Origin of the sequence: Campylobacter pinnipediorum subsp. pinnipediorum, from assembly GCF_002021925.1 — a bacterium.
GTDB lineage: Bacteria > Campylobacterota > Campylobacteria > Campylobacterales > Campylobacteraceae > Campylobacter_A > Campylobacter_A pinnipediorum.
In genome coordinates, this window is the sequence record NZ_CP012546.1 from 1,676,343 (window position 1) to 1,699,820 (window position 23,478).

General features: G+C 29.9%; 23 protein-coding genes. 4 read left to right on the forward strand and 19 right to left on the reverse strand.

Going from position 1 to position 23,478, the window contains the following annotated elements:
• Position 1: 1 nt before the first annotated feature.
• From CPIN17260_RS08545 to gatC, 7 genes are read right to left on the reverse strand one after another with little or no spacing between them, the layout of a single operon-like run.
• Positions 2-544: a DUF1882 domain-containing protein gene (locus CPIN17260_RS08545; protein ID WP_069636532.1), complete on the reverse strand. Its 543-nt coding sequence runs from the start codon at positions 542-544 to the stop codon at positions 2-4.
• Positions 544-1,788 (reverse strand): serine hydroxymethyltransferase, encoded by a 1,245-nt coding sequence (locus tag CPIN17260_RS08550; protein ID WP_078388101.1) that lies wholly within the window; start codon positions 1,786-1,788, stop codon positions 544-546. The genes CPIN17260_RS08545 and CPIN17260_RS08550 overlap by 1 nt, the downstream gene beginning before the upstream one ends.
• Positions 1,789-1,790: 2 nt before the next feature.
• Entirely contained in the window at positions 1,791-3,299 is a 1,509-nt protein-coding gene (gene lysS, locus CPIN17260_RS08555) for a lysine--tRNA ligase (protein WP_069632741.1), read from the reverse strand.
• Between the two features lie 2 nt (positions 3,300-3,301).
• The gene (locus CPIN17260_RS08560) at positions 3,302-3,769 is read right to left on the reverse strand and encodes a Fur family transcriptional regulator (protein WP_069632740.1); all 468 of its coding nucleotides are present in this window, start codon (positions 3,767-3,769) and stop codon (positions 3,302-3,304) included.
• Entirely contained in the window at positions 3,766-4,422 is a 657-nt protein-coding gene (locus tag CPIN17260_RS08565; RefSeq protein WP_069632739.1) for a CvpA family protein, read from the reverse strand. The genes CPIN17260_RS08560 and CPIN17260_RS08565 overlap by 4 nt, the downstream gene beginning before the upstream one ends.
• On the reverse strand, positions 4,422-5,519 hold the full coding sequence (locus CPIN17260_RS08570; RefSeq protein WP_069632738.1) for a type IV pilus twitching motility protein PilT: 1,098 nt from the start codon (positions 5,517-5,519) through the stop codon (positions 4,422-4,424). Before CPIN17260_RS08570 ends, CPIN17260_RS08565 begins: the two co-directional genes overlap by 1 nt.
• 13 nt (positions 5,520-5,532) lie before the next feature.
• Entirely contained in the window at positions 5,533-5,820 is a 288-nt protein-coding gene (gene gatC / locus CPIN17260_RS08575) for an Asp-tRNA(Asn)/Glu-tRNA(Gln) amidotransferase subunit GatC (protein WP_069632737.1), read from the reverse strand.
• A 123-nt stretch (positions 5,821-5,943) separates the two neighbouring features.
• On the opposite strand from gatC, the gene CPIN17260_RS08580 reads away from it, so the two are divergent.
• The 4 genes from CPIN17260_RS08580 to CPIN17260_RS08595 are packed head-to-tail and all read left to right on the forward strand — an operon-like array spanning position 5,944 to position 8,453.
• Positions 5,944-6,507: a hypothetical protein gene (locus CPIN17260_RS08580; RefSeq protein ID WP_069636534.1), complete on the forward strand. Its 564-nt coding sequence runs from the start codon at positions 5,944-5,946 to the stop codon at positions 6,505-6,507.
• Complete coding sequence (locus CPIN17260_RS08585; RefSeq protein ID WP_069636535.1) at positions 6,504-7,508, forward strand: PQQ-binding-like beta-propeller repeat protein; 1,005 nt, start codon at positions 6,504-6,506, stop codon at positions 7,506-7,508. The genes CPIN17260_RS08580 and CPIN17260_RS08585 overlap by 4 nt, the downstream gene beginning before the upstream one ends.
• On the forward strand, positions 7,508-7,840 hold the full coding sequence (locus tag CPIN17260_RS08590) for a hypothetical protein (protein WP_069632734.1): 333 nt from the start codon (positions 7,508-7,510) through the stop codon (positions 7,838-7,840). Before CPIN17260_RS08585 ends, CPIN17260_RS08590 begins: the two co-directional genes overlap by 1 nt.
• Positions 7,827-8,453, forward strand: coding sequence for a type III pantothenate kinase (locus CPIN17260_RS08595; RefSeq protein ID WP_069632733.1), 627 nt, complete (start codon positions 7,827-7,829; stop codon positions 8,451-8,453). The genes CPIN17260_RS08590 and CPIN17260_RS08595 overlap by 14 nt, the downstream gene beginning before the upstream one ends.
• A 581-nt stretch (positions 8,454-9,034) precedes the next feature.
• Here CPIN17260_RS08595 and CPIN17260_RS08605 read toward each other — a convergent pair.
• From CPIN17260_RS08605 to CPIN17260_RS08655, 12 genes are all read right to left on the reverse strand, one after another.
• Positions 9,035-9,607: a MotE family protein gene (locus CPIN17260_RS08605; RefSeq protein WP_069636536.1), complete on the reverse strand. Its 573-nt coding sequence runs from the start codon at positions 9,605-9,607 to the stop codon at positions 9,035-9,037.
• A complete protein-coding gene (locus tag CPIN17260_RS08610; RefSeq protein ID WP_069632731.1) occupies positions 9,604-10,029 on the reverse strand; it encodes a flagellar FliJ family protein in 426 nt (141 codons plus the stop codon). Before CPIN17260_RS08610 ends, CPIN17260_RS08605 begins: the two co-directional genes overlap by 4 nt.
• Positions 10,026-11,276 (reverse strand): adenylosuccinate synthase, encoded by a 1,251-nt coding sequence (locus CPIN17260_RS08615; RefSeq protein WP_069636538.1) that lies wholly within the window; start codon positions 11,274-11,276, stop codon positions 10,026-10,028. The genes CPIN17260_RS08610 and CPIN17260_RS08615 overlap by 4 nt, the downstream gene beginning before the upstream one ends.
• Before the next feature lie 81 nt (positions 11,277-11,357).
• On the reverse strand, positions 11,358-15,512 hold the full coding sequence (locus CPIN17260_RS08620; RefSeq protein ID WP_078440883.1) for an EAL domain-containing protein: 4,155 nt from the start codon (positions 15,510-15,512) through the stop codon (positions 11,358-11,360).
• 80 nt (positions 15,513-15,592) lie between these two features.
• Entirely contained in the window at positions 15,593-16,684 is a 1,092-nt protein-coding gene (dapE, locus tag CPIN17260_RS08625; RefSeq protein ID WP_078440884.1) for a succinyl-diaminopimelate desuccinylase, read from the reverse strand.
• Entirely contained in the window at positions 16,681-17,217 is a 537-nt protein-coding gene (locus CPIN17260_RS09045) for an EAL domain-containing protein (protein WP_099046662.1), read from the reverse strand. Before CPIN17260_RS09045 ends, dapE begins: the two co-directional genes overlap by 4 nt.
• Complete coding sequence (locus CPIN17260_RS08630; protein ID WP_099046663.1) at positions 17,190-18,572, reverse strand: diguanylate cyclase domain-containing protein; 1,383 nt, start codon at positions 18,570-18,572, stop codon at positions 17,190-17,192. The genes CPIN17260_RS09045 and CPIN17260_RS08630 overlap by 28 nt, the downstream gene beginning before the upstream one ends.
• A 63-nt stretch (positions 18,573-18,635) precedes the next feature.
• Positions 18,636-20,852, reverse strand: a complete 2,217-nt coding sequence (locus CPIN17260_RS08635; RefSeq protein ID WP_078440885.1) for an endonuclease MutS2 — start codon at positions 20,850-20,852, stop codon at positions 18,636-18,638.
• Entirely contained in the window at positions 20,842-21,192 is a 351-nt protein-coding gene (locus CPIN17260_RS08640; protein ID WP_078440886.1) for a hypothetical protein, read from the reverse strand. Before CPIN17260_RS08640 ends, CPIN17260_RS08635 begins: the two co-directional genes overlap by 11 nt.
• A complete protein-coding gene (locus CPIN17260_RS08645) occupies positions 21,186-21,509 on the reverse strand; it encodes a hypothetical protein (protein ID WP_078440887.1) in 324 nt (107 codons plus the stop codon). The genes CPIN17260_RS08640 and CPIN17260_RS08645 overlap by 7 nt, the downstream gene beginning before the upstream one ends.
• Entirely contained in the window at positions 21,509-22,816 is a 1,308-nt protein-coding gene (gene murC, locus CPIN17260_RS08650; protein WP_078440888.1) for a UDP-N-acetylmuramate--L-alanine ligase, read from the reverse strand. Before murC ends, CPIN17260_RS08645 begins: the two co-directional genes overlap by 1 nt.
• 35 nt (positions 22,817-22,851) lie before the next feature.
• Positions 22,852-23,412: a DNA-3-methyladenine glycosylase I gene (locus CPIN17260_RS08655; RefSeq protein WP_078440889.1), complete on the reverse strand. Its 561-nt coding sequence runs from the start codon at positions 23,410-23,412 to the stop codon at positions 22,852-22,854.
• Between the last annotated feature and the right edge of the window lie 66 nt (positions 23,413-23,478).

The window sequence follows — 23,478 nt, forward strand, 5'->3', positions numbered from 1 at the left end:
TTTACATATGTTTTGACCAGCTAGCCCCGCGCTCTTTTTGATACAGCTTATAAGGCAATGCTAGTATATTAAATTCTTTTGGTAGTTCCATTGTTGGAAACATTCTCCATTCTCTAGGCAATCGCTGCGATAACTTCATACTTAACATATTTGCAAGTTGACAAGCTTCATTAAATGTAGTATGTCCTTTATGAACATAAAGATGTAAATGACCTTCAGTCTTGCTTTCATAGGCGGTGAAGTTTATAAAACCCTCTTCCCTAAGCAAAAGTTGGGCTCTATGCCAAAAACGCTCAGGTGTTCTACCATTATAATCAAACACTATATTTTCAACTTTATCAAAGTTATTGATAAGTGAATGAGCTGCTATTATATTTTTATCATCATGTTCTTTAATGACTTTATAGTTTAGTATTTCATCGACTTTTTCAAATTTATCAAAAAAAGTCTTGCCCTTATACTCAATTTTATTTACTATATTATCTCTTTTTATATAATAATGATTGGTAATCATTTTTATAAGAGTTATATCTATATTTTGCATTAAAACATCGCTTTATCATATATAATAAATTTACTAGCAAGTTCTTTAAGCTCACTTTTAATCTTTTCTTGTAAAGAAATGTTAGTTATATCATCTAAAACATCGGCAATTTTGTTTCCTATAAACTCAAATTCTTGCTCTTTCATACCTCTTGCTGTTAAAGCTGGAGAACCTATACGAACACCACTTGTTACAAAAGGACTTCTTGTCTCTCCTGGAACTGTGTTTTTATTTACAGTTATGCCAGCATTTCCTAAAGCAATATCCGCATCTTTTCCGCTAAATTCTTTATTTAAAAAGCTTAGCAATATAAGGTGATTGTCAGTTCCGCCACTTACCAAATCATAACCTCTATAAATCATCACATCGCCTAATTTTTTTGCATTAGCTTTTACTTGTTTTGCATACTGTTTCCACTCAGGGCTTAGGTTGTGTTTAAATCCGACTGCTTTACCAGCAATAACATGCATTAATGGTCCACCTTGGATACCAGGGAAAATACTAGAGTTTATTTTCTTTGCATATTCTTCATTATTTGTCATAATGATACCACCTCTTGGTCCACGCAATGTCTTATGAGTTGTTGAACTAACAACATCACAATAAGGAAAAGGATGATTATGCTCACCAGCAACAACAAGACCGGCAATATGTGCCACATCAGCAAATAAAAATGCACCTACTTCATCAGCAATTTGTCTAAATTTAGAAAAATCTATCTCTCTAGCATAAGCGCTAGCGCCACAAACTATAAGCTTTGGTCTTACTATTTTAGCGATCTCCAAAACTTTATCGTAATTTATACGACCATCTAATTCGACACCATAAAAAAAGCTCTCATAAATTTTACCAGAACTACTAACTTTTGCTCCATGAGTAAGGTGCCCTCCGTGACTCAAGTCCATACCTAAAATTCTATCTCCAGACTGCAAGAAAGCTCCATAAACACCCTGATTTGCTTGAGAACCTGAATTTGGTTGAACATTTGCAAACTCACATCCAAAAAGTTGCTTGCATCTATCTATAGCAATTTGTTCAATTTGATCAACAAATTCACATCCGCCGTAATACCTTTTATTTGGATATCCTTCGGCATATTTGTTTGTAAGAATAGAGCCCATAACTTCCATAACCTCGGGATATGTAAAATTTTCACTTGCTATCATTTCAAGGTGATGTGTTTGACGTTGTAACTCTTTTTGTGCTAAATCACAAATCTCTTTATCAAAATTTTCAACACTCATCTCTATTCTCCTTTTTTATTTTCAGATTTTAAAGGTCTCATCGCTGGGAACAATATAACATCTCTAATTGATTTTTTGTTTGTAAGTAGCATAACAAGCCTGTCTATACCAAGACCTTCTCCAGCGGTAGGAGGCATACCATGGCTCAAAGCTCTAACATAATCTTCATCCATTTCATGAGCTTCATCGTCGCCTGCTTTTTTACCCTCAATCTGAGCAGCAAAACGTTCATATTGATCAATAGGATCATTTAATTCGTTAAATCCGTTTGCAAGTTCTCTTCCTGCGATAAAAAGCTCAAATCTTTCCGCAACCATTGGATTATCATCACTTCTTCTTGAAAGCGGGCTTATTGATATAGGAAAATCAACTATAAATGTTGGGTTAATTAATTTTTCTTCAACATAGTTGTCAAAAAGTTCTGCCTGAAGATGGCCTAAGTCTAATTTATCATTAGCTAAAAATCCATCAGCATTTAGCTTTTCTAAAATTTTCTCTCTATCTTCAACTATTTCAGGATCTATTCCACCTATTTCAGTAATGGCTTTTTTATAGTTTATTCTTGCAAATGGTTTTGAAAAATCCAATTTCATACCATCAAATTCAATAATCTTATCCATATCAAGTGCATCTAAAAGCGTGCTAAATAACTCTTCTGTCAAATTCATCAAATCCCTATAAGTATGATAGGCCCAATAAAACTCTATACTTGTAAACTCGGGATTATGGGTTAAATCCATGCCCTCGTTTCTAAAACATCTATTCATCTCATAAACGGCCTCAAAACCACCAACAACTAAACGTTTTAAGTATAACTCTGGAGCAATTCTTAAAAATCTATCAACACCTAAGGTATTATGAAATGTAACAAATGGTCTTGCATTTGCGCCGCCAGCTATAGGGTGCATCATTGGAGTTTCAACTTCCAAAAAGCCCTTTTCTTCTATGAATTTTCTAATAGTACTAATAACTATTGAGCGGGTTTTAAAATCTTTTTTAACTTCTGGATTCATTATCATGTCAAGATATCTTTGGCGATATCTTATCTCTATATCCACAAGTCCGTGATATTTTTCTGGAAGCGGAGATATAGCCTTTGTTGCCAGCTGTAGCTCATTAACATGCAGCGAAAACTCACCTTTTTGAGTAACAAAAGCATATCCTCTAACCCTTATAATATCACCTACTTCAATATTATTTTTAACCTCATTAAACCACTCTTCGCCCAAAGTGTTTTTGTTAAAATATATTTGTACGCTTCCGCTTTCATCTTCTATATTTGCAAAAACAGCTTTGCCCGCTATACGCATAAGCTTTATACGCCCAGCCAAAGAAACCAAAATACTATCTTCTTTTTTATCGTCAAGTTCTGTGATATAGTTAAATTTTGATTTAAACTTGGCTATGCTCATATCTTTTCTAATAAAATGAGGATAAGGATTTATACCTTTTTCTTTTAATTCATTTGCTGTTTTAAGTCTTTGAGTTTCGAGTTGGTTATAAGAAATCACTATTATTTACCTTTTATATTATTTTTTGAACATTGTTCACACACACCATATAATTGCATCATGTGTCCAGTTAGTCTAAATCCATTCTCTTTAGCAATAGCTGTTTGCCTTTTTTCAATTATAGAATCTTCAAATTCAACTATAAGACCACACTTTTTGCAAATCAAATGATCGTGATGTGGCTTAGTAGCAAGTTCAAATTTTTTACCTTGAGAACCAAAACTTATAGAGGTAACCATGTCTGATTCTTCTAATAAATTTAATGTTCTATAAACTGTTGCTATTCCTACATTAAGTTCAGGATACTCTTCTTTTATTGCTATATATAATTTTTCTGGGGTAAAATGCTCATCGCTATTATAAAGAGTTTTTATTAAAACTTCTCTTTGCTTCGTGTATTTTAGACCATTGTCACGAAGAATTTTTTTAAACTTCTCAAGTATTGCATCATATTCTAAATTTTCTATCATTTTTGCTCTCCTTGGGTAGTATTTATGTCTCCCATTTCTATTAGTAATTTTTCATTACTAATGTTGTTGTCTTTTATTATTTCTTCTGGTGATAGATTGATTAAATTATCAACCTTGGTGTCCTTCGATGGTCTATTGACTATATTTGCAACATCATTTTTAATAGCCTGCACATCCATATTTATTATCCATTTTCCAGACTGTAAAAGCACTGGATAAACCTTGCTATTTGTAAAAAATGGAGCTATTGTAGAGTTTAAGTTAGTATTTGAAATAACCGCTAAAACAGCAGCAAGAGTTAGGAAAATTTTACCACTTCCAGCTAAAAATCCACCAACTCTGTCTACAAAACCAAGACCACTAGCACCAACCAATTTTGCCAAAAACTTACCTATTAATATACAAAGTATCCAAAAACAAATCCACAAACAAATAAAGCTTATAAACTCAAGCATTGATGAATTATTTATTTTATAAATATTTTTATCAATAAACTCGCCAGCTAAATTTGAAAACCTACTAGATACAATAAGACCACCAATAAGACCTATAAGACCAAAAACTTCTCTTATAAGACCGTTTATAAGACCCTTAATACCTAGTATTAAAACAATTCCTACTATCGCGATATCAAACCATTCAACTATTTGCATTATATTCCCGAATTAATTAAATTTGAAAGCTCTGTTTGGTTTGTAGAATACCTTAGAGCATTTTCCTTTGTTATATAGCCACTTTTTAAAGCTTTTAACAACGCCTGCGTTTGTGTCTGCATACCAGTTTGTTGCTGGTTTAATTGCATCTGTGAATAAACTTGATGGATCTTATTTTCACGAATAAGATTCGAAGTTGCAGCATTGTTTAAAAAAATTTCATGAACAGCTACCCTGCCCCCACCAACTTTTGGTATAAGACTCTGAGATATAATAGTGGCGAGTGATATACTAAGCATATTTCTAATTTGAACTTGCTCGCTACCATCAAAACTATCAACAATTCTATTTATAGTCTGTATTGCTGAGTTTGTATGCAGTGTTCCAAAAACCAAGTGTCCAGTTTCGGCAGCTGTAATAGCAGTTGAAACAGTCTCTCTATCCCTCAACTCACCAACAAGTATAATATCTGGATCTTGGCGCAATGCATATTTTAAGGCTCTTGCATAAGATTGCGTGTCAGTGCCTATATTTCTATATGAAAATAAAGATTTTTTATTTTCATGAACAAACTCAACTGGATCCTCAACGGTAATTATATGCTTTCGTTCTCTTAGATTTATCTCATTTAACATAGCAGCAAGTGTCGTTGATTTTCCGCTCCCTGTTGGCCCAGTAACAAGAATAAGACCTTTTTCTCTTCTTATAAGTTCTTTAAAAACAGCAGGGGATTTTAATTGATCCAACGATGGCACATCTAAAGGAATGATACGAAAAGCTGCTGCCAATTCACCATTATTTGTATAATAATAATTACCTCTAAAACGACCTATATTTGGCAACTCTATTGCAAAGTCAAGTTCTTTGTTGTTCTCAAGTTCGCTTTTTTGAGTATCTGTTATAAGGGCGTAACAAAGATTTTCTATATCTTTACCACATAAAACACCAAGTTCCAAAGGCCTTAAAACACCATCTATTCTTATTTGAGGTTCTGCGTTAGTTATAAGATGTAAATCACTTGCTTTATTAAAGACAACTGTTTTTAATAAAGTTTCTATATCTGCATTTATATTACTTCTTACTTCCAGATTATCCATATTTTTTCCATTTTTACTCTATTATTTTTGGAACCACAAAAAAATTCACTTCTCTAGATGGGGAATTTTTTAAAACATCATCTATAACATAAGATGCGGTAATCTTATCTTCCCTTAAAGGTGTTCCGCCACTTGTAATACTTACAACTGCATTATCTTTACTTAAATCAAGCTCATTTAAAATATCAACAAAAGATACTATTTCGCTAAGTTGCTGTTTTATCTCTTCTCTCTTTTCATCTTTTATTTTTATCGAGGAAAGTTTTTCTAGTTTATCAAGCAATCTATCATCTATATTCACAAAATAATCCTAACTTTTAAATTTAAATTTTTAGCATTATAACACATTAAGCTTTAATTTTGTGCCTATTTTGTATTATTTATGCTACAATTAGCTTCTAAAATTTATAAAAAAGGAATTATTTTGGCCATACAAGATGACTTGAAAGTAATTAAACAAGAAATTAGCACAGAAGAACATTTTTTGGAAAATATAATTAAAGGTGAAAGATTTTTTAAAAGATACAAAAAGTTTTTTATATCTTTAGTTATAATTGCAGTTATTGTATGTGTTGCTTTTTACACAAATAAATTTATAAATCAAAATAGAATAGAAGCAGCAAATAAAGCATACTCGGAACTTATTTTGGATCCAAATAACCAAAATGCGCTAAATATATTAAAAGATAAAGAGCCATCTTTATATGCTCTTTTTAAATTTAAAACATATGGAGACAATAACCAATCAGAGATAAAAAAATTATTAAATGAACCAATAGATCCTATGTTAAAAGAAATTTTTTCTATGCAAATTGGGGATAGCGATTCAGAAATAGGTTCTGATTATGCAATATTAATGAACGCTTTTAACTACCTAAAACAAAATAAAATCAAAGAAGCTAATGCCGAGTTTGCTAAAATTCCACCAAACTCACCTCTAACAAATTTAGTAAAAAGCCTACAACATTATCAAGGATATAAAAAATGAAAAAAATATTAATATTAGCTAGCATATCTATAGTCTTAATAATCTCTGGATGTAGCACAAAAAGACAATATTTTGAGCCAGAAAAAGTAGATATGAACGCCAAATTTGACTCATCTTTAGACTCAAAAATAATACATACAAGTATTTCAGGAGCTACATTAGAAAATGGGGAAATCATAACAATTGATGGAATTAATAAAAATATTAAGCTACCAAAAGGTTTTAAACTTCTTGGTGTTGATAATAACAATGTTATAGCAAGTGATATATATGGCGAATTAAAAGTTATAAATAAAAAAGATAATAGCGATGTCTTTTCAAAAAAATTCCCTGAAGCTATAGTTTCTGCAGCAATAGAAAACAATCTTCTAGCAGCAGTAAGTGCAGCAAATAGTATTTATTTGATAGACATATATTCAGCTAAAACAATAATGGAATACAAATCAGAAGATGTTTTTGCAATTGATTCTAGAGTTGCTCAACCACTATTTTTAAACTCAATAATCATATATCCTTCGCTAGATGGGAAAATTTATGTAACGCAAAAAAATGGACAAATTATAAAAGATATAGTAATAAGCTCTGAATCATTTTTTAATAATATAATATATCTAGATGTTATAGATGATTACATGATAGCAGCTACCGCGAAGAAAATTATGGTTATAACGCCGGGACAAACTGTCTTTTTAAACAAAGAAATAAAAAATATATTAAGAAATGAAAAAGATATTTATATATTTGAAAAAGATGGAAAAATAACAAAAACAGACCTAACATTAACAAAATTAGCAGATACTTATTTTAAATTTGCTATTTTTTCAAACGCGACCGTTGTAAACGACAAATTATATATAGTGGAAAAAACTGGATATATTTTCCAAACTGATTTAAACTTAAAAAATCAAAATATTATTAAAATCAATAGCGAAATACAAGATAAAATTTTTGTTGCAAAAGATATTTTATATCATGATAAAGAGTATATGAAGTTCAAATAATGAATGAAAAAGTTTTTGAGCTTTTTGAAAATAAAAAAATACTTTTAAGGAACTTACAAAAACTTAATTTATCAGAATTTACCAAAATTCGCACTATTAGTGCTTATTTTGGTGTTGATATGAAAGGTTTTTATACAATTGTTTTCATAAGTGTGGCAAAATCTAGGTTTATGAAAAAAAATTATATTTTTTTAGATGATATTTGTGATAAGTATGAAAAGAAATTCGACACAGCTATAAAAAAGCGAATTTTGTTTTATAAATCAAATATTTGTTCTAAAACCCTGCATGAATTAAAATCAAATAGCTGGAGATGCTATGATTTTGTGTGATATAGGCAATACAAATGCTACTTTTTGTGAAGATGGTAAAATATCACAAATTGGTATAGATAAATTTCAAGAATACAAGCCAAATCAAAAAGTTTATTACATATGTGTAAATGACCAAATACAAAAAATAATTAAAGAACAAAAATATTTTATAAATTTAGAGCCTTACTATGAAATAGATACAATATATCAAGGTTTAGGAATAGATAGAATAGCAGCATGTTCTAATATAACAACTGGTGTTGTTGTGGATGCCGGAAGTGCTATAACTGTTGATATTATGCTAAACTCTCTGCATATAGGTGGATATATTTTACCAGGAATAGCTCATATGTTAAAAGCTTATGAAAATATATCGCCTAGACTCAAAATACCAATAAACTCACAAATAGATCTAGATGCTTTTCCACAGCGAACAACAGATGCTATAAGTTATGGAATAATAAAACCTATAATAACGCTACTAGAAAAGGTTGCTTTTGGACAAAATGTATATTTTACTGGTGGTGATGGACAATTTTTATCAAAATTTTTTAAAAATGCAATATATGATAGAATGCTTGTTTTTAGATCTATGCAAAAAATTATAAACGAAAAAGTATTAGCATATTGACAATGGCTTTATATTAAAAAAGGGTGATAGCCAATTACACACTATAAATCTTTGAAAATTTTTTTAATTCTAACTTTGCATTTTAAAATAGAAACCTTATCTTAAAAAAGACAATTTCACTTTTTTAATGGTTAGGAATCAAGACATCACTAAAAGGCGCAAAGCGATACAGAAGTAATTGGGCTTGATGTATAAGAAGAACAAAAAGTTAACATAGTAAGACTATTAAGCTTACAAAATAAGAAAATGCGATGTTTACAAAAAGGTTCTAAACTAGACTATGCACAACCGTAATTCAAAATAGCTACTAAAATGCCAAATTAAGCCAAAGCTCTTATGGTAAAAAAGCTTATAGTATTAAAGTAATTCTATACAGCCTCTATAGAGCTAGCACAGCTAGTTGTTTTTAGCGATACTATAGTTGATATTGCAAAAAACAGGTGCAACAATTGAAACAAAATGGTCTCGAGACAACAGAAACAATTATAAGAAGTTCTGCCTACATAATATCAAACAAAAATAGTTTTCTAATAAAAAAATGAAATACTAGATCTTTATATAAAAATAAAAAATCAAATAAACTAAAAATCTAAAATATTTCCTTCTGGGGCTTGTTTCTCATCTTGTTTTTTAATGTCTTTAAAGGGGGGTCCCTTAGTAAGCATTATAGTTATATTAGAGGCAACATTTGGTTGCATTTTAGCCATTATGGCAGATATTTTTTTAGGCTCAAGGGCATACATGATACTAGCAGCTTGAGCTACACTCATATCAGAAAGAATATCTGCTGCTGCCTGATCTTTCATCTTTGCATATGAGGCACTAACTTTATCAGTTGTCATATTTTTCAATTCTTCTAAAATTTTATTATTTTTTTCTATCAGAGCGTCTATTTCTTTTTTTTTATTTTCTACTATTTTTAAAGTAGCATTTATATCTGATTCTTTTTTGTTTAAATTTGCTAAATTTTCATCATACAAAGACTTAACACTGGCTCTAAACGCTTCTAAGGCTTGTCTTTGCTCATCAATTCTATCAAGCTCTTTTAATATCTCGCCTTTTCTTGCTTCAAAAATTTGATTGCAGTCAATAGATGTATTATCAGCATATACAAAACTATATAAAAATATAAAAATATAAAATATATTTTTCATATATCAGTCCTCCCGGAACTAAATTTTATTGTAGCAAATTCATCTAATTCCATCATCTCTTTTTGCTTTATCTTTTTGATTTCTTTTTTAAATTCTTCTTGTTCTAAGTATTTCATTTTCTCATATTCTAAATTAGCATTTTTATATTGATGAGTAAAGTGCATAACCTCTTTTTGGGCTATATTTAACTTTTCATTCAGCAACAAAATATCATTTTTCATTATATTTATTAAGTGAAGCTCTTGTCTCAATTCACTTATATTTCCGGTTTTTGGAAGCAAGGTTTGTGAAAGTCTATCTTTCGCTGTTTGAATATTTAGCTCACAAGTGCGCACATTATTTCTAGCTTTTGCCAATTTCGCCTCAACTTTATCTAAAATCTGTTTTTTTACACGCACTATAGAGCTAAATTTATTTGTCATTTGATAATAGTATCGCTTCTTTCAGGACTTGTTGATATAAGTCCTATTTTAACACCCGTAAGCTCTTCTATTCTTTCTATATATCTTTTTGCATTTTCTGGTAGGTCATCATATCTAGTAATACCAGCTGTTTTACCCCATCCAGGAATCTCTTCATATATAGGTGCAACATTTTCTAAATCAGTAGGAACATAGTCTATTGTTTCGCCTTTGTATTGATAAGCTTTGCATATTTTTATCGTATCAAATCCATCCAAAACATCGAGCTTCATAAGCGCGTATTTATCAACAGCATCCAGCCTTGAAGCATATTTTACACTAACAGCATCAAACCAACCGCAACGTCTTTTTCTTCCCGTGGTAGTTCCAAACTCTTTACCTATCTCGCAAAGCATATCGCCGTATTTCGTATTATCCTCTGTTGGAAAAGGTCCAAAACCAACTCGTGTGCTATATGCCTTAATAACACCTACAACATCGCCTATTTCTTTTGGATTTAGGCCAAGCCCCGTACAAGCTCCAGCACTTATAGTATTTGAGCTAGTTACATAAGGATATGTTCCGTGATCTATATCTAAAAGAGTGCCTTGCGCACCTTCTAATAACACTTTTTTATTTTTGTCTATAGCTTCCCAAACAATTTGAGTAGTATTTGCTATATACGGTTCTAATGCTTCCTTGTAGCGTTTTAGATCAGCCAAAAGCTCTTGCCCATTTGGAATTTTAACGCCAAGTGCTTCAAAAATTGTCTTATTTGTCTCAAAATCGCTCATCAAAGACTCACAAAGCCTTTCTGGTTCTAAAAGTTCTCCGACTCTATGTCCTGTTCTGCTTATTTTATCAGCATAAGTTGGCCCTATACCTTTTCCAGTTGTTCCTATCGCTTTTTCGCCTTTCAATCTCTCTTTTGCTTGATCAATCAAACTATGATGATTTAAATTCAAATGAGCCTTATCGCTTATATAAAGTCTGCCTTTTATATTTTCAAATTGAGCCATTTCTGCTATCAAAACTTCTGGATTTACAACAACTCCATTGCCTATTATATTAACTATGTTCTCATGCAAAATACCACTTGGCATTAGATGAAGCGCATACCTTACACCATCTACCCATATTGTATGGCCAGCATTATGACCACCTTGAGAACGACAAACCATATCATAATTTTGAGATAGCATATCTACTATCTTTCCTTTACCTTCATCCCCCCATTGCACGCCAACTACTATATCAGCTTTTCTCATTTTTTACCTTTCAATTATTTTTTATTAAAAATTATTTTATACAACAACTCTACTATAAATTTTATAAAAACCAAAAGTGAATTATTTTTGACCAATATCTAAAATTTTCATACACTCTATATTTGCTAATCTAGCCAAATGCAAAGACTCCTCTTTATCTGATGTATTTAAACTTTCTACAATTATACTACTTATATTTTTATAAGAATTATCTTGCGTATTAAGCTTTGTTAATATCTCTTGTCTAATACCTTCAAAACTATCTTCATCACTATTGAAATCTTTATTAACAAGATAATTTATTATACTCTGAGCATACTCTTTTAGCATTATACAATCTTTTAATTCATTAAATTTATTATCATTTATATGATTATTAAGATCCAGCCCATCTATTCCTTTAAATTTATAATCAATTACCTCTTCAATGCTTATTGGTTGTTGAAAGAAATTACCCTGAAAGGTATAAAAACCAAGACCAATCAACACTTTAAGAGTGCTTATATTTTGTAGGTTTTTTATGGTTGCATGTTTATCAAAAATATCGGATAAATTCTTAAGCATTCTAACTGTTATAAATGCTTTTTTATTAAAAAACATATATGTACATATATTTTTATCTATCTTTATCTTATCTATAGGCAAAAGCTCTAAAGCATCAAAAGAACTTGATTTTGATGCAAAATCGTCCAATACAAACTTAACACCAAATCTTTTATATTTATGTAAAAATTTACTAGCATACTCCAAACTTGGAGTTGAATTAGCATCAATTATTTCTATCTGTAATGCGCTAGGGTTTAACTTTTTGTCTTGACTTATTAGATTTTTAAATTTCTCAAAAAACAAAGGCTTGCAAAGTTGTTCTATACTTAAATTTACACATACGCCTGCTTCAACACCTTTTGCACTCCACTCACTTTGCGCCTTCAAAGAACTACTTAATGAGAAAAATGACAAATCATCTATAACTTTTTGTTTTTTAATCAACGGAAAGAAATCATTAGGATAAACCATTTCTCCATTTCTTTTCCATCTTATCAAAGCTTCATAGCTAATAATCTTATTCGTTCTTATATCAATTTCTGGCTGATATTGCATAAAAAATTCATCATTAGATAAAGCTGTTAAAATTTTATTATTATCCTCATACTGATTTTTAAAATGCCTATCTTTGGTAATATCAAACACATAATAGCGATTTTTACCACTAAGTTTTGCTTGATACATAGCCCAATCTGCTTGTTCTAAAAGATTTTCTGGTGTAACTCTATTTTCAATACTACGCATACTTACACCTATACTAGCACTAATCTTTAATTTAACACCTTCATGACAAACCTCTTCTCTAGCAATACGGAGTATGTTTTCAACAAATTCATAAACTTCTCCAAATTTTTCATAAAGTATGATGGCAACAAACTCATCCCCGCCAATTCTTGCAAACATATCTTTTTCGTAAAAAATAGAATCGATACGAGATGAAATTTCAATCAAAAACTTATCTCCAACTTTATGCCCATAGGTATCATTAATCTCTTTAAAACCATCCAAATCAAGATAAGCAATAGCAACTTCTTTGTTGTTTTTTGTAGTTCTAATTAGCTCTTCGAGCTTTTGTGAAAATAAAAATCTATTAGGCAGTTTTGTTAAAGGATCGTGATATGCAATATGTTCTAAATAGTCTTGATTATTTTTAATTTCGCCAACACTTGATATTATGACAGCATAGCAAGAAAAGTTATTATCAGCATCATCTACCGATGTTATATTTACAAAATGCAAACAATCTTCACTATTTTTATATTTAAACCACATTTTGCCATACCATTGACCATTTTTTTCAACATCAGATATAATTTTATCGTATGTCTCACTATCATTAAATTTTGATTTAAGTAAACTAATATTTGAACCCAAAGTTTCTTCTTTTAAATAACCACTCAGCAATAAAAAAGTATCATTTGCATCTGTGATATTCCACTCTAAATCAAGAATTAATATTCCATCTTGTGAATAAGAAAACAACTTTGCAACCAAATCTTGATATATAAAGGATAACTTTTTGTCTGTAATATTTTCAACCACTCCGCTGATAAAAATAGGTTTTTCATTTTTACAAAATTCCAAAACCCTACCACTTAAGCTCAACCATATAATATCTTTATTGATAGTGTAGAGTTTAATGTCTGTCTTAAATGTGTTGTTTTCAGATTTTATGGAAGAAAAGAAAATGTCAAATGATTCAAATTCATCAACAATCAAATGTCTCATTTTGTCTTCATTAAAAGACATGCTATCTTGATTGTCAAACCCTAATAATGATGCAAACTTACTATTAATCCTAATGGTTTTTAATTTTGAATTATAGTCCCAAGTAGCAACATCTGAAGCTAATATGATATTTTTGCATTGATTAATTTCCTTTTCATACTTTTCTTTCATAGTTTGCTGTTCCAAGCAATCACTGATAGAATAAACGGCTCCTTTAAATTTACCATCTGTATCTTTCAAGAACTTAGTTTCTATTTTAAAAGGAATAATCTCATTTTTATTTTTTATGACTTTATAAATTGAGCTTATTTTATCTTTCGCCGCATGTATATTTAAAAACAACCGCTTATTAAGCTTAATCTCATTTGCAAAAGACACCCTATCAGATTCAAAAATAATATCTCTAATATCAAGACCTTTTAAAAGAATATTACTATAATCTATATCTAATATATTTTTAATATTGTTAGTGGCATATTTGATAAAAAAAGGATCGTCTTTGCTTGAAATCATAATAATATTTTTAAAAAAAGACACAGACTTATACACAATATCACTATTTTGTTCTACTCTTTTATAATAACCAACATCCTCAACTGTTAAAAATACGTATCTTGAATCTTTTAAATTTATCATACTAGCTTTACATTCAACATCTAAAACTTTCCCATCTTTTGTTTTATGAGTTGTTCTTAATGCTATTTTGCTCTCGTTGTCCTCAATTAAATTTTTTCTAAAAAATAAATCATTTTCAAGATTTATATTAGATATTTCAGTCATGGTGATAGAAGTTATCTCATTGTAAGAATAACCATAAAATTTTAAAGCCGCATTACTCGCATCAATTATTTTTCCGCTATATGCATCATAAAGAAGTAAAATCAAAGGACTTTTTTCAAATATATAACCAAATCTTGTCTTGTAATCATCCAACATTCCATTTAAGTTATCAATTTTTTCGTACAATCCTTTTATGCCCAATTTTATTGATTTAAAATCTTCTAAAGCGCTGTTACAATCTTGCTCCAATTCTTTATCTTTTAAAAAATCAGAAATAGATTTAACAGGGAAAATAATTTTATCTTTTACAAATTTCAAATTAATAAGTGTGCTTACAGTATATACAATTAAAGTAACAAACGCAAAGAAAATTACTACAAGATGAATCAATATGCTTTTGTTGTTTAATTCTTTGCTTATAACAAATAAATTATAGTCACTCATATATTCCGAAAGCTCGGAACTCATATCAAAATAATGAAAAATAACATCTTTGTCATCAACAAATAATTTATCTATATTTTGAGGATCTTGATAATCCTCCTTGGTGTAACCATGTCTACCATACACACCGCCTATATAATTACCATTATAATCTATCACAAAAGCTGACTTTTCTTCTTTTTGTATAATTTTATTTATATTAGATTTTATATAGTTTACATCTACCTCAGCAACCAATATAAAATCAAACGAGATATTATATGCAACAAAAAAAGTGTCCAATACTTTATCATCATTAAACACAAAATTTGATATTACATATCTTTTGTTCTTAAGCCTATCAATCCAAGGAGTATTAAAATTTATATGAGAAGAATGACTAAATTTTTTTTCATAAATAATATTTTTATCTTTATCTAGAACATATAAGGCTTTAAAATAATCATGGATAGAATAATCCTTGATATTTTCCAAATAAAAAATATCTGCATTTGAATTTATGATTTGACCATAAAATTCAACTTGTTTTTTTATCTTATCAAAACTATCATCTATGGTTTTTTGTATTTTAAAATTAAAAACCCTAAGCTGGTATTTTGCTTCATCTATATTTGATGTTAACATATACACAATAAGAGAAATAATTGCAATAATTACAAGAGGATAAGTGAATAAAAATCTAAAAATAATATTTGAAAATATGCCATTTCTACTAAATTTTTTTAGAATTTTTAACATAAATCGCTTAAACCTTATTAATCATTTTTTATAAGTTACTATTTTATCAAAGCTTTACTTTTTATAATATTATAAAGAAATTAAAATTTAATTAATAGCTTTTCAAAAATACTACAAAGTTGCTTAACCTCAGTTATCTTAACTCTTTCATTTATAGAGTGAATTCTATCATTTATCACACCAAACTCAACAACATTTACACCAAATTCAGACAAATATCTAGCATCACTTGTCCCACCTTTGGAATTTAACAAAGGTTTTATATCAAGAACTTCATTTATGCTTTCACATAGTTTTTTTACAATCAAACTATCCTTATCTGTAAAATAATAATTAGAGCTTTGTTTTATATCCAGTTCAAAATCAAAATCACTAAGTGTATTTTGTATATATGTTTTTATGTCATCAAGTGTTGTTAAGTTGGAGTTTCTTACATTAAACATAACTTTAACATCACCTGCTGTTACATTACAAACTTGCATTCCACCACGAATATCAGTAATCACAATCTTACTTGGTTCAAAAACCTCACTTCCACTGTCCATATCATGATCTGCGATTTTGTCTATTACTTTTGCAAGTTGATGTATGGGATTTACACATTTATTTGGATATGCAGCATGACCTTGTAACCCTTTTATAACAAAGCTACCATTTATAGATCCTCTTCTTGCTATCTTAACGCTGTCTCCAAATTTTTCATTGCATGTCGGCTCTGCGACTAAAGCAAAATCTGGTAGCTCATCAACATCTTTCATATACTTTAATACTTCTTTAGTCCCATATATAGCATCGCCCTCTTCATCACTTGTTAATATGATACTTATTTTTCCATTAAAATTTTTTATTTTTTTACAAGCATATAAAAATGCAGCTACTCCGCTCTTCATATCTTGAGCGCCTCTAGCATAAATATAATCATCTTTTGTAGTTGGGGAAAAAGGATCACTGTCCCATCCATCTCCAGCAGGGACAACATCAACATGTCCCGCAAAGGCAAAATGGACACCTTTTGGACTAAATTCTTTTGTTAGAAGTAAATTTTTAACACCATTTTGATCTATTCTTCTGAACCCAAAACCATCCATATAGTTTTTTATAAATTCTAAAGCGCCGTCATCATCTGGTGTTATTGATTTAAATTTTAACAATGTTGACAGCAGTTCTATCACATTTCAACTTTCTCGCCAGGAGCGCCTAGATAAAATCCCTGAAACTCATCAACGCCAAGCTTTTTGCAAATATCTAAAACATCAGCTGAATGTATATACTCTGCTACTGTTTTAATACCCAAATCTCTTGCAAAATACACAATAGCACGAGTAATCATATAAGAATCATTGCTTGAATCAATATTTTTTATTATAGAGCCGTCGATTTTAATAAAGTCTGGTTTTAGTTTTAAAATGTAAGAAAAATTTGAATATCCTGAACCAAAATCATCTATAGCTATACGCACACCCATCTTTTTAACTTTATCTATAAATTTCTCAATTCTCTCAACATTTTCCAAGTTCTCATCTTCTACAAGCTCAAAAATAAGCCTATCAGCAACATCATTATTTGCTAATAACTTCAAGATAGTAAGACTAACATCTCCATCAATCATATCTCTTCCAGATAAATTTACAGATAATACTAAATTTAAATTTTGACTTAATTCATCAATAGCTTTTTCTACAACTTTTTTTGCAACTCTGTGTATCTTTTTATTTTTTTTGCAATATCTAAAAACTTATGAGGAGAGAGAATTTCATCACTATTTATCATCCTAATAAGACTTTCATATTTTGTTATGTTACCATCTCTGTCAAAAATTGGCTGATAATAAGGAAGCACTTTATCGCCGATTATTGCTTGTCTTATCATTAAAGATCGCTCTATCTGTATTTTATATTCATCTTTTTTATTAAGACCTTTAAAATAGCAAACATAGTCTTTTCCTGTGTTTTTAGCAACCTTTAAAGCCGTTGTAGCTTTCATCAAAGTATCATCCTCATCAACGGAAAAACCTATGGTAGTATGTATTTCAATACTAATACTATCACTACTATTTGGAACTTTTATTGAAGTCATTCGACCCTTAAATCTACCTATAAGTTCATTTGCCAAATCTTCATATTTTTCTACAATAAACTCTCCATTTTCAACTAATGCAAATCTATCAGCACCCAAACAATAAGCTTTCATCTTATTTGTGGTTGCAAAATCACTTATCAAACCAGCTATATATACCAATATCGCATCACAAATATCTTTACCATAATAATCATTCATTACACCAAAATCATCTATATCCAAAATAATAACTTTTGGTTTATCAAGTTTTTTCAGATTATTCATTAGCGTGGTTTTATTTGATAAGTTGGTCAAAGGATCGATATAAAGCTGTTTTTTTATCTCCTTAAGCTCATTTTTTAATTTCAACTTATCTTTTATATACTCGGCTCTTAAATCATAATATCTATTTATAGACCACAAAGCAGCAAGAATTAGAAAAATAGTTATAACACCAGTAAGAATAAAATACGGAGCAACATTTTTTAACACCCATTGCTTAAACTCACTGTCATGGCTATCAGATACGGTATGATAAAAAGAAACACTAAGACCCATTATATAATCATGTTTTTTTTCAAAGAGACAAATATTAATTTTATTTTCAGGCAAAACCTGTTTTGAGTAAAATATTTTTTTAAAATTATGATTAAAAATTTCCCCACAATCTCGCTTTAATCTTTTTTCATCACCATGATTGCTCGAAGCTAATAAATTCAGATTACTTTCAATATCGGTTTTTAGCAAATAAATATCGCCAATTAAATTAGAGTCTAAAAAACTTTGAAATTTATCTTTGTCTTTGTTTAGTGCTTCAAACTCATCAGAATATTTATCTAATAAAAATTGTGAATTTTTTTGATAATCAACCTTATTATAAGTAATAGAATTAGAGTATTTGTAATAAAAAATTGATATATCAACAACCAAAAGTGTAAATAAGATTAGATTTAAGCAAATAATTACTGTAGCAGTTTTTTTATTTTTCCCAGATTGCACCATCAAATTCCTTTTTACCAGTCGCAAAATTATACCACTATTTTTGCTTTTTTAAAAATTTTAGACCTAAAACCGGACTATTTTTGCACCAAATCCACCTTGATTTGGTGGAGCATCAAAAAATTCCCTAACACTAGGATGAGATTTTAAAAATTCCTTAACAGCAAAAGCCAATTTTCCAGTTCCAATACCATGATAAACACTAACTTCATCAAATCCCATAATAAGACTATCGCTTATAAACCTATCAAGTTTTTCTATCGCCTCATCAGCTCTTAAACCGTGCAAATCCAAAACAACATTTGCTGTTTTTGGTTTTTGAACCTTAACTTTTACTTGGGATTTTGTTGTTTGTGGTTGTTGTGCATTTTCATTTTTTGATAAAAAACTAAGAGGCACACGAAGCTTGATTCCATCGCTTTGTATCATAGCATCGCTTTTAGTGATAGATATAATCACACCTTTTATTTTATTGTATTTTATATTGTCGCCTACTTTTAGCTCTTTTGGTTTTTGATTTTGTGGCTTTTGTATATATTTTTTCATCTCATGAGCGGCATTTATAACTCTATGTTTTTCTTTTATGTCTTTTAGATCTATTGACTCTTTTGCCTTGTTTATAGCCATCATGTATTCGTGTTCTAATTTGCTTATGGTTTGTGAAATTTTTAGCTCATCTTTTTCTTTTTGCTCTTTTAAATTAGCAAGCAAGTTATCTAGTTTTTGCTCTTTTTTATTTGTCTCATCAAGCTTGGTTTTTAGCTCGCTTTGTAGATTTAATGTCTTTGTAATAATCTCATTTAGATTTTCTTTATCTTCGCCATAAGCCTTTTTTGACTCACTTACCAAATTTGAAGGTATGCCGTATCTCAAAGCCGTTTCAAAAGCATAAGACTTACCTATAGTTCCTTTTAAAAACTCAAATTTTGGTCTTTGTAAAACTTCATCATAAAGTGCAGCTACAAGCTCTACATTTTCATTTTTTGACAAAAGCATTGCAAGACGTTTGTGATGTGTTGTGATAACCATCTTTATATCTTGTGAAATAAGCTTTTGTATAATCACACTATACAGACTTGCAGCCTCTTCAAAGTCAGTTCCAAGTTCTATCTCATCAACACCTATAACCAAAGATTTTTTTGAAAAAAGTTTTGAAAAATTTACCATTCTTCCAGCAAATGTTGAAATATCATTTTTTACATTTTGTGGATCTTCTATGATTGCATCAAATTCTTTAAAAGAGCCTATCTTTGACTCATTTGGATTTATTCTCATAGGCATTAGGTATTTTGCTAACAAACAAGATGTTATTATAGACTTTAAAAGCATTGATTTTCCACCGGCATTTACACCGGTTATTAAAAGAACCTTTTTAGAAAAATCCACACTTATACTTTTTGGATTTTTTAGTGCCGGATGAGCGAAATCTTTAAGCCTTATATCATTGCTATTATCAGGTAAAACAAAGTCAAAATCATAAGTCTTAGCCATCAAAACCCTAGCCTGATAAGCATCAAAAATATCAAAAGCATTGTTTATAAATTTCAAAAACGGTAAGGCTTTATTCATCAAAGCACTAAATTGTTTTGCATATTCAAAAACTATCTCTTCTTTTTTGCTGATAAGTTCGCTTTGCTCTTTTTTTAGATTTTCAATGCTACTTGGCATAACATAAAAATACCCGCCAGAACTTCTTGCTATAACGACACCTTTTAAAAAGTGATTAAATCCACCCCTAACCAAAAGAGTTTCACTATCGTTTATAAAATGCACCTGAGTATCTACAAGATAAGGACTTAAACTTTTTGTATAAATAAGCCTTCTAAGCTCGGCATCTATCTGCTTTTTCTTTATGCCTATACTCTCTTTTATCTGCAAAAATCTCTCATCAATGCTATCTTTTAACTCGCCTTTTTTATCAAAGCTTTTTGCAAGTTCAAGCATTGTTGGAAATATATCAATTTTTGCTATCCATTCGCCAAGTCTATTTTCAAATTTCAAACCTTTTAAATACAAAAAATAGTTTAAAATTTTAGAAAATTCGCCTATTTCTGTTATATGTAAAATGCCTTGTTTTCCGAGTCTAGCAAGAGCATCATCTAAATTTTGTATCTTTTGCGGCGAATCAAAATCATATTTGCAAAGCTCTAAAATATTTTCATAGTGTATATTTCTATCTCCGCTTATAAAAAGTGTCTTCTCTCTTGATAAAAAAGAGTTTAAATGCTCCAAATACTCATTCAAATCAAGCTTTGAAAAAATCTCATCTAAATTATTTTTCATATTCACACTCTGAAATAGTTATTATAACCCCTGAAAGCTCTGTGAATTCTCGCTTTGGCATAAAGGAAGAGGTTCCAAACTCATAGTTAAATTTATCTTTGCTAACATTTTGATCGCGACAAATTATAGTTTTACCCTGTCTAAATTTATTTAAAATACTTATATTTTTCTCACTTCTATCATCAACCTTGCTCTCATAAAAATATGCAAACCCTATAAAAAGTAGCACGATAAAAACAATAAAAGCTTTAAATTTTTTATTAAGTTGTTCATCTTTTATAGCCCAAATAGCCATAAGAAAAATCACAAAAGCAACTACCAAAAATAAAATTCTTACCATTTTAATTCCTTTGCCTCTTGCAAAAGTTCTTCGTATAATTTTGGCATTTTATTCATCTTTTTTAGTATCAACTCTTTATTTTCAGAGCTTATCTCTTGATTTTTTACAATCATCTTTATACCCATATATGGCGAGTTTTCTATCATTGTAGATATATGCTCTTGTGTTAGTTTTTGATGTCTAGCAAGGTGTATTAGTATATCTTTTTTACCCGTGTTTATAAGCTTTTGGATAATAGCTTCATCTATTGTTTCGTTTTTTATGATTTTTAAAATCTCGTTTTCTTGTTTTGTTTCTAGGTCTAAAATTTCTTGCACTATTTATTTCCCCTTAGTTGAATACTTATATCCCCAGCACCAAATCCAACAACTATACCATCATTTAAACGATGTTTTACACCAAACTCATCATCAAACTCAATGCCATCATCAACCCTTTTTATCTCACCTGCAAATATCGGGTTATATTGTTTAAAGCTCTCTTTTATCTCTATATGCTCCTCGGCTTCACCAGCTGCATAAACAGGAAGTATAACAAGTCCGCTAACACCCTCAAAGCACTCTGAAAAGCCTTGTAAATTTGCCTTTAGTCTTGAATACCTATGTGGCTGAAATATAGCAGTTACACGAGTAATACCAAGCAATTTCGCATACTCAAACACCGAGCTTAAAGTGGCTTTTATCTCTGTTGGGTGATGTCCATAATCATCTATAAGAACATATTTTTTATCGGCATATAATATATCAAATCTCTTTTTGATACCACAAAAATTTAGTAAATTTTCTCTTATTTCTTTAAGCGGTCTGTCGTGCATAGCCGCCAAAATAGCAAGCGAAGCATCGATAGCTATATGCTCGCCCATTCCAAACACTTCAAACTTACCCAAATCTTTAAGCAAAAAACTTGTATATGGTTTAAAATCTCTTACAACCATACTCATTTGGGTTATATCCTTGCTTGGATAAAGCTTTATGGCTTCCATATCAAGTGTTTTTAAAAAATCATCTTCGGCATTTATAACCCTAACTTTTGCTCTTTCTAAAAAACCACGATAAGCAGCATAAAATTTTTCTAAGTCATAGTTATAATGCTCCATATGCTCAGGCTCAGCATTTGTAACTATGGCTAAGTATGGATTTGAGTTTAAAAAGCTAGAATCACTCTCATCTGCTTCAAAGACTATATTTTCACTTTGTGCATATCGCATATTTGAACCAAATTGTTTAGAAACTGCTCCTATTATCGCGGAGCCTTCTATTAAGCTAGCAAGCATAGCTGTTGTAGTGCTTTTTCCGTGTGCCCCAGCTATCGCAAATACCTTTTTATCATCCAGCACATAAGGCAAAGCTTCTTTTCTTGATAAGCAGTTTATGCCCTTTTGTCTTGCTGTTACTAGCTCTATATTATCATCTTTTATAGCAGCTGAATACACTACAAAATCCTGATCTTTTATAGCCTCTTTGCAGTGTGGTACTAAGACCTCAATGCCTTCATCTTTAAGCTCTTTTGTGGTTTTGCTATCTGCGATATCGCTACCACTTATTTTATAACCTTTTTCATTTAAAAATCTAGCAATGGCACTAATACCAATACCGCCAATGCCTATAAAATGAACCTTTTTCAAATTTAGCCTTTTTTAAGTTTTATACAAAATTTTAGCTAATTTTCCTTAAATTTAAAACAATACGATAAATGATCGCTAACAACCCCGCAAGCTTGCAAGAAAGAGTATATCCCTATACTTCCCACAAATTTAAATCCCCGCTTTTTCAAATCCTTTGAAACAACATCGCTTAAATTTGTTTTGGCTGGTATCTGTTTTATATCATCGTATCTGTTTTTTATCTGCTTGAAATCTGTAAATTTCCATATATAATTATAAAACGAACCAAACTCATCGCATATTTTTAAAAAGGCTTTTGCATTTATAGACAAAGATGAAATTTTTAGTCTATTTTTGATAATGGCACTATTTTGCAATAAAACATCTATCTTTTTATCATCATAAAGAGCTATTTTATTTGGATCAAACTCATCAAAAGCAACTCTCATATCTTCTCTTTTTTTAAGCACAGTATGCCAAGAAAGTCCGGCTTGCATTATCTCAAGGACCAAAAACTCAAAAAATTTCCTATCATCATCAAATATTTCTCCCCATTCATTATCGTGGTAGTTTCTATAAATCTCATCTTTTTCGCACCATTCACATCTTCTTATCATAAACACCAACCAAATCTAAAATATTTATTTTTATTTTTACAATTTTACTAAATTTTAATTATCTTT

What these genes read in the sequence shown, in the direction of transcription:
- CPIN17260_RS08550 (WP_078388101.1), bottom strand. Translation starts at nt 1,788, where the DNA reads ATGAGTGTTGAAAATTTTGATAAAGAGATTTGTGATTTAGCACAAAAA.
- CPIN17260_RS08620 (WP_078440883.1), bottom strand. Translation starts at nt 15,512, where the DNA reads ATGTTAAAAATTCTAAAAAAATTTAGTAGAAATGGCATATTTTCAAAT.
- CPIN17260_RS08630 (WP_099046663.1), bottom strand. Translation starts at nt 18,572, where the DNA reads ATGGTGCAATCTGGGAAAAATAAAAAAACTGCTACAGTAATTATTTGC.
- CPIN17260_RS08585 (WP_069636535.1), top strand. Translation starts at nt 6,504, where the DNA reads ATGAAAAAAATATTAATATTAGCTAGCATATCTATAGTCTTAATAATC.
- CPIN17260_RS08655 (WP_078440889.1), bottom strand. Translation starts at nt 23,412, where the DNA reads ATGATAAGAAGATGTGAATGGTGCGAAAAAGATGAGATTTATAGAAAC.
- CPIN17260_RS08590 (WP_069632734.1), top strand. Translation starts at nt 7,508, where the DNA reads ATGAATGAAAAAGTTTTTGAGCTTTTTGAAAATAAAAAAATACTTTTA.
- CPIN17260_RS08565 (WP_069632739.1), bottom strand. Translation starts at nt 4,422, where the DNA reads ATGCAAATAGTTGAATGGTTTGATATCGCGATAGTAGGAATTGTTTTA.
- CPIN17260_RS08570 (WP_069632738.1), bottom strand. Translation starts at nt 5,519, where the DNA reads ATGGATAATCTGGAAGTAAGAAGTAATATAAATGCAGATATAGAAACT.
- CPIN17260_RS08605 (WP_069636536.1), bottom strand. Translation starts at nt 9,607, where the DNA reads ATGAAAAATATATTTTATATTTTTATATTTTTATATAGTTTTGTATAT.
- CPIN17260_RS08610 (WP_069632731.1), bottom strand. Translation starts at nt 10,029, where the DNA reads ATGACAAATAAATTTAGCTCTATAGTGCGTGTAAAAAAACAGATTTTA.
- CPIN17260_RS08640 (WP_078440886.1), bottom strand. Translation starts at nt 21,192, where the DNA reads ATGGTAAGAATTTTATTTTTGGTAGTTGCTTTTGTGATTTTTCTTATG.
- CPIN17260_RS08635 (WP_078440885.1), bottom strand. Translation starts at nt 20,852, where the DNA reads ATGAAAAATAATTTAGATGAGATTTTTTCAAAGCTTGATTTGAATGAG.
- CPIN17260_RS08560 (WP_069632740.1), bottom strand. Translation starts at nt 3,769, where the DNA reads ATGATAGAAAATTTAGAATATGATGCAATACTTGAGAAGTTTAAAAAA.
- CPIN17260_RS08615 (WP_069636538.1), bottom strand. Translation starts at nt 11,276, where the DNA reads ATGAGAAAAGCTGATATAGTAGTTGGCGTGCAATGGGGGGATGAAGGT.
- CPIN17260_RS08595 (WP_069632733.1), top strand. Translation starts at nt 7,827, where the DNA reads ATGATTTTGTGTGATATAGGCAATACAAATGCTACTTTTTGTGAAGAT.
- CPIN17260_RS08545 (WP_069636532.1), bottom strand. Translation starts at nt 544, where the DNA reads ATGCAAAATATAGATATAACTCTTATAAAAATGATTACCAATCATTAT.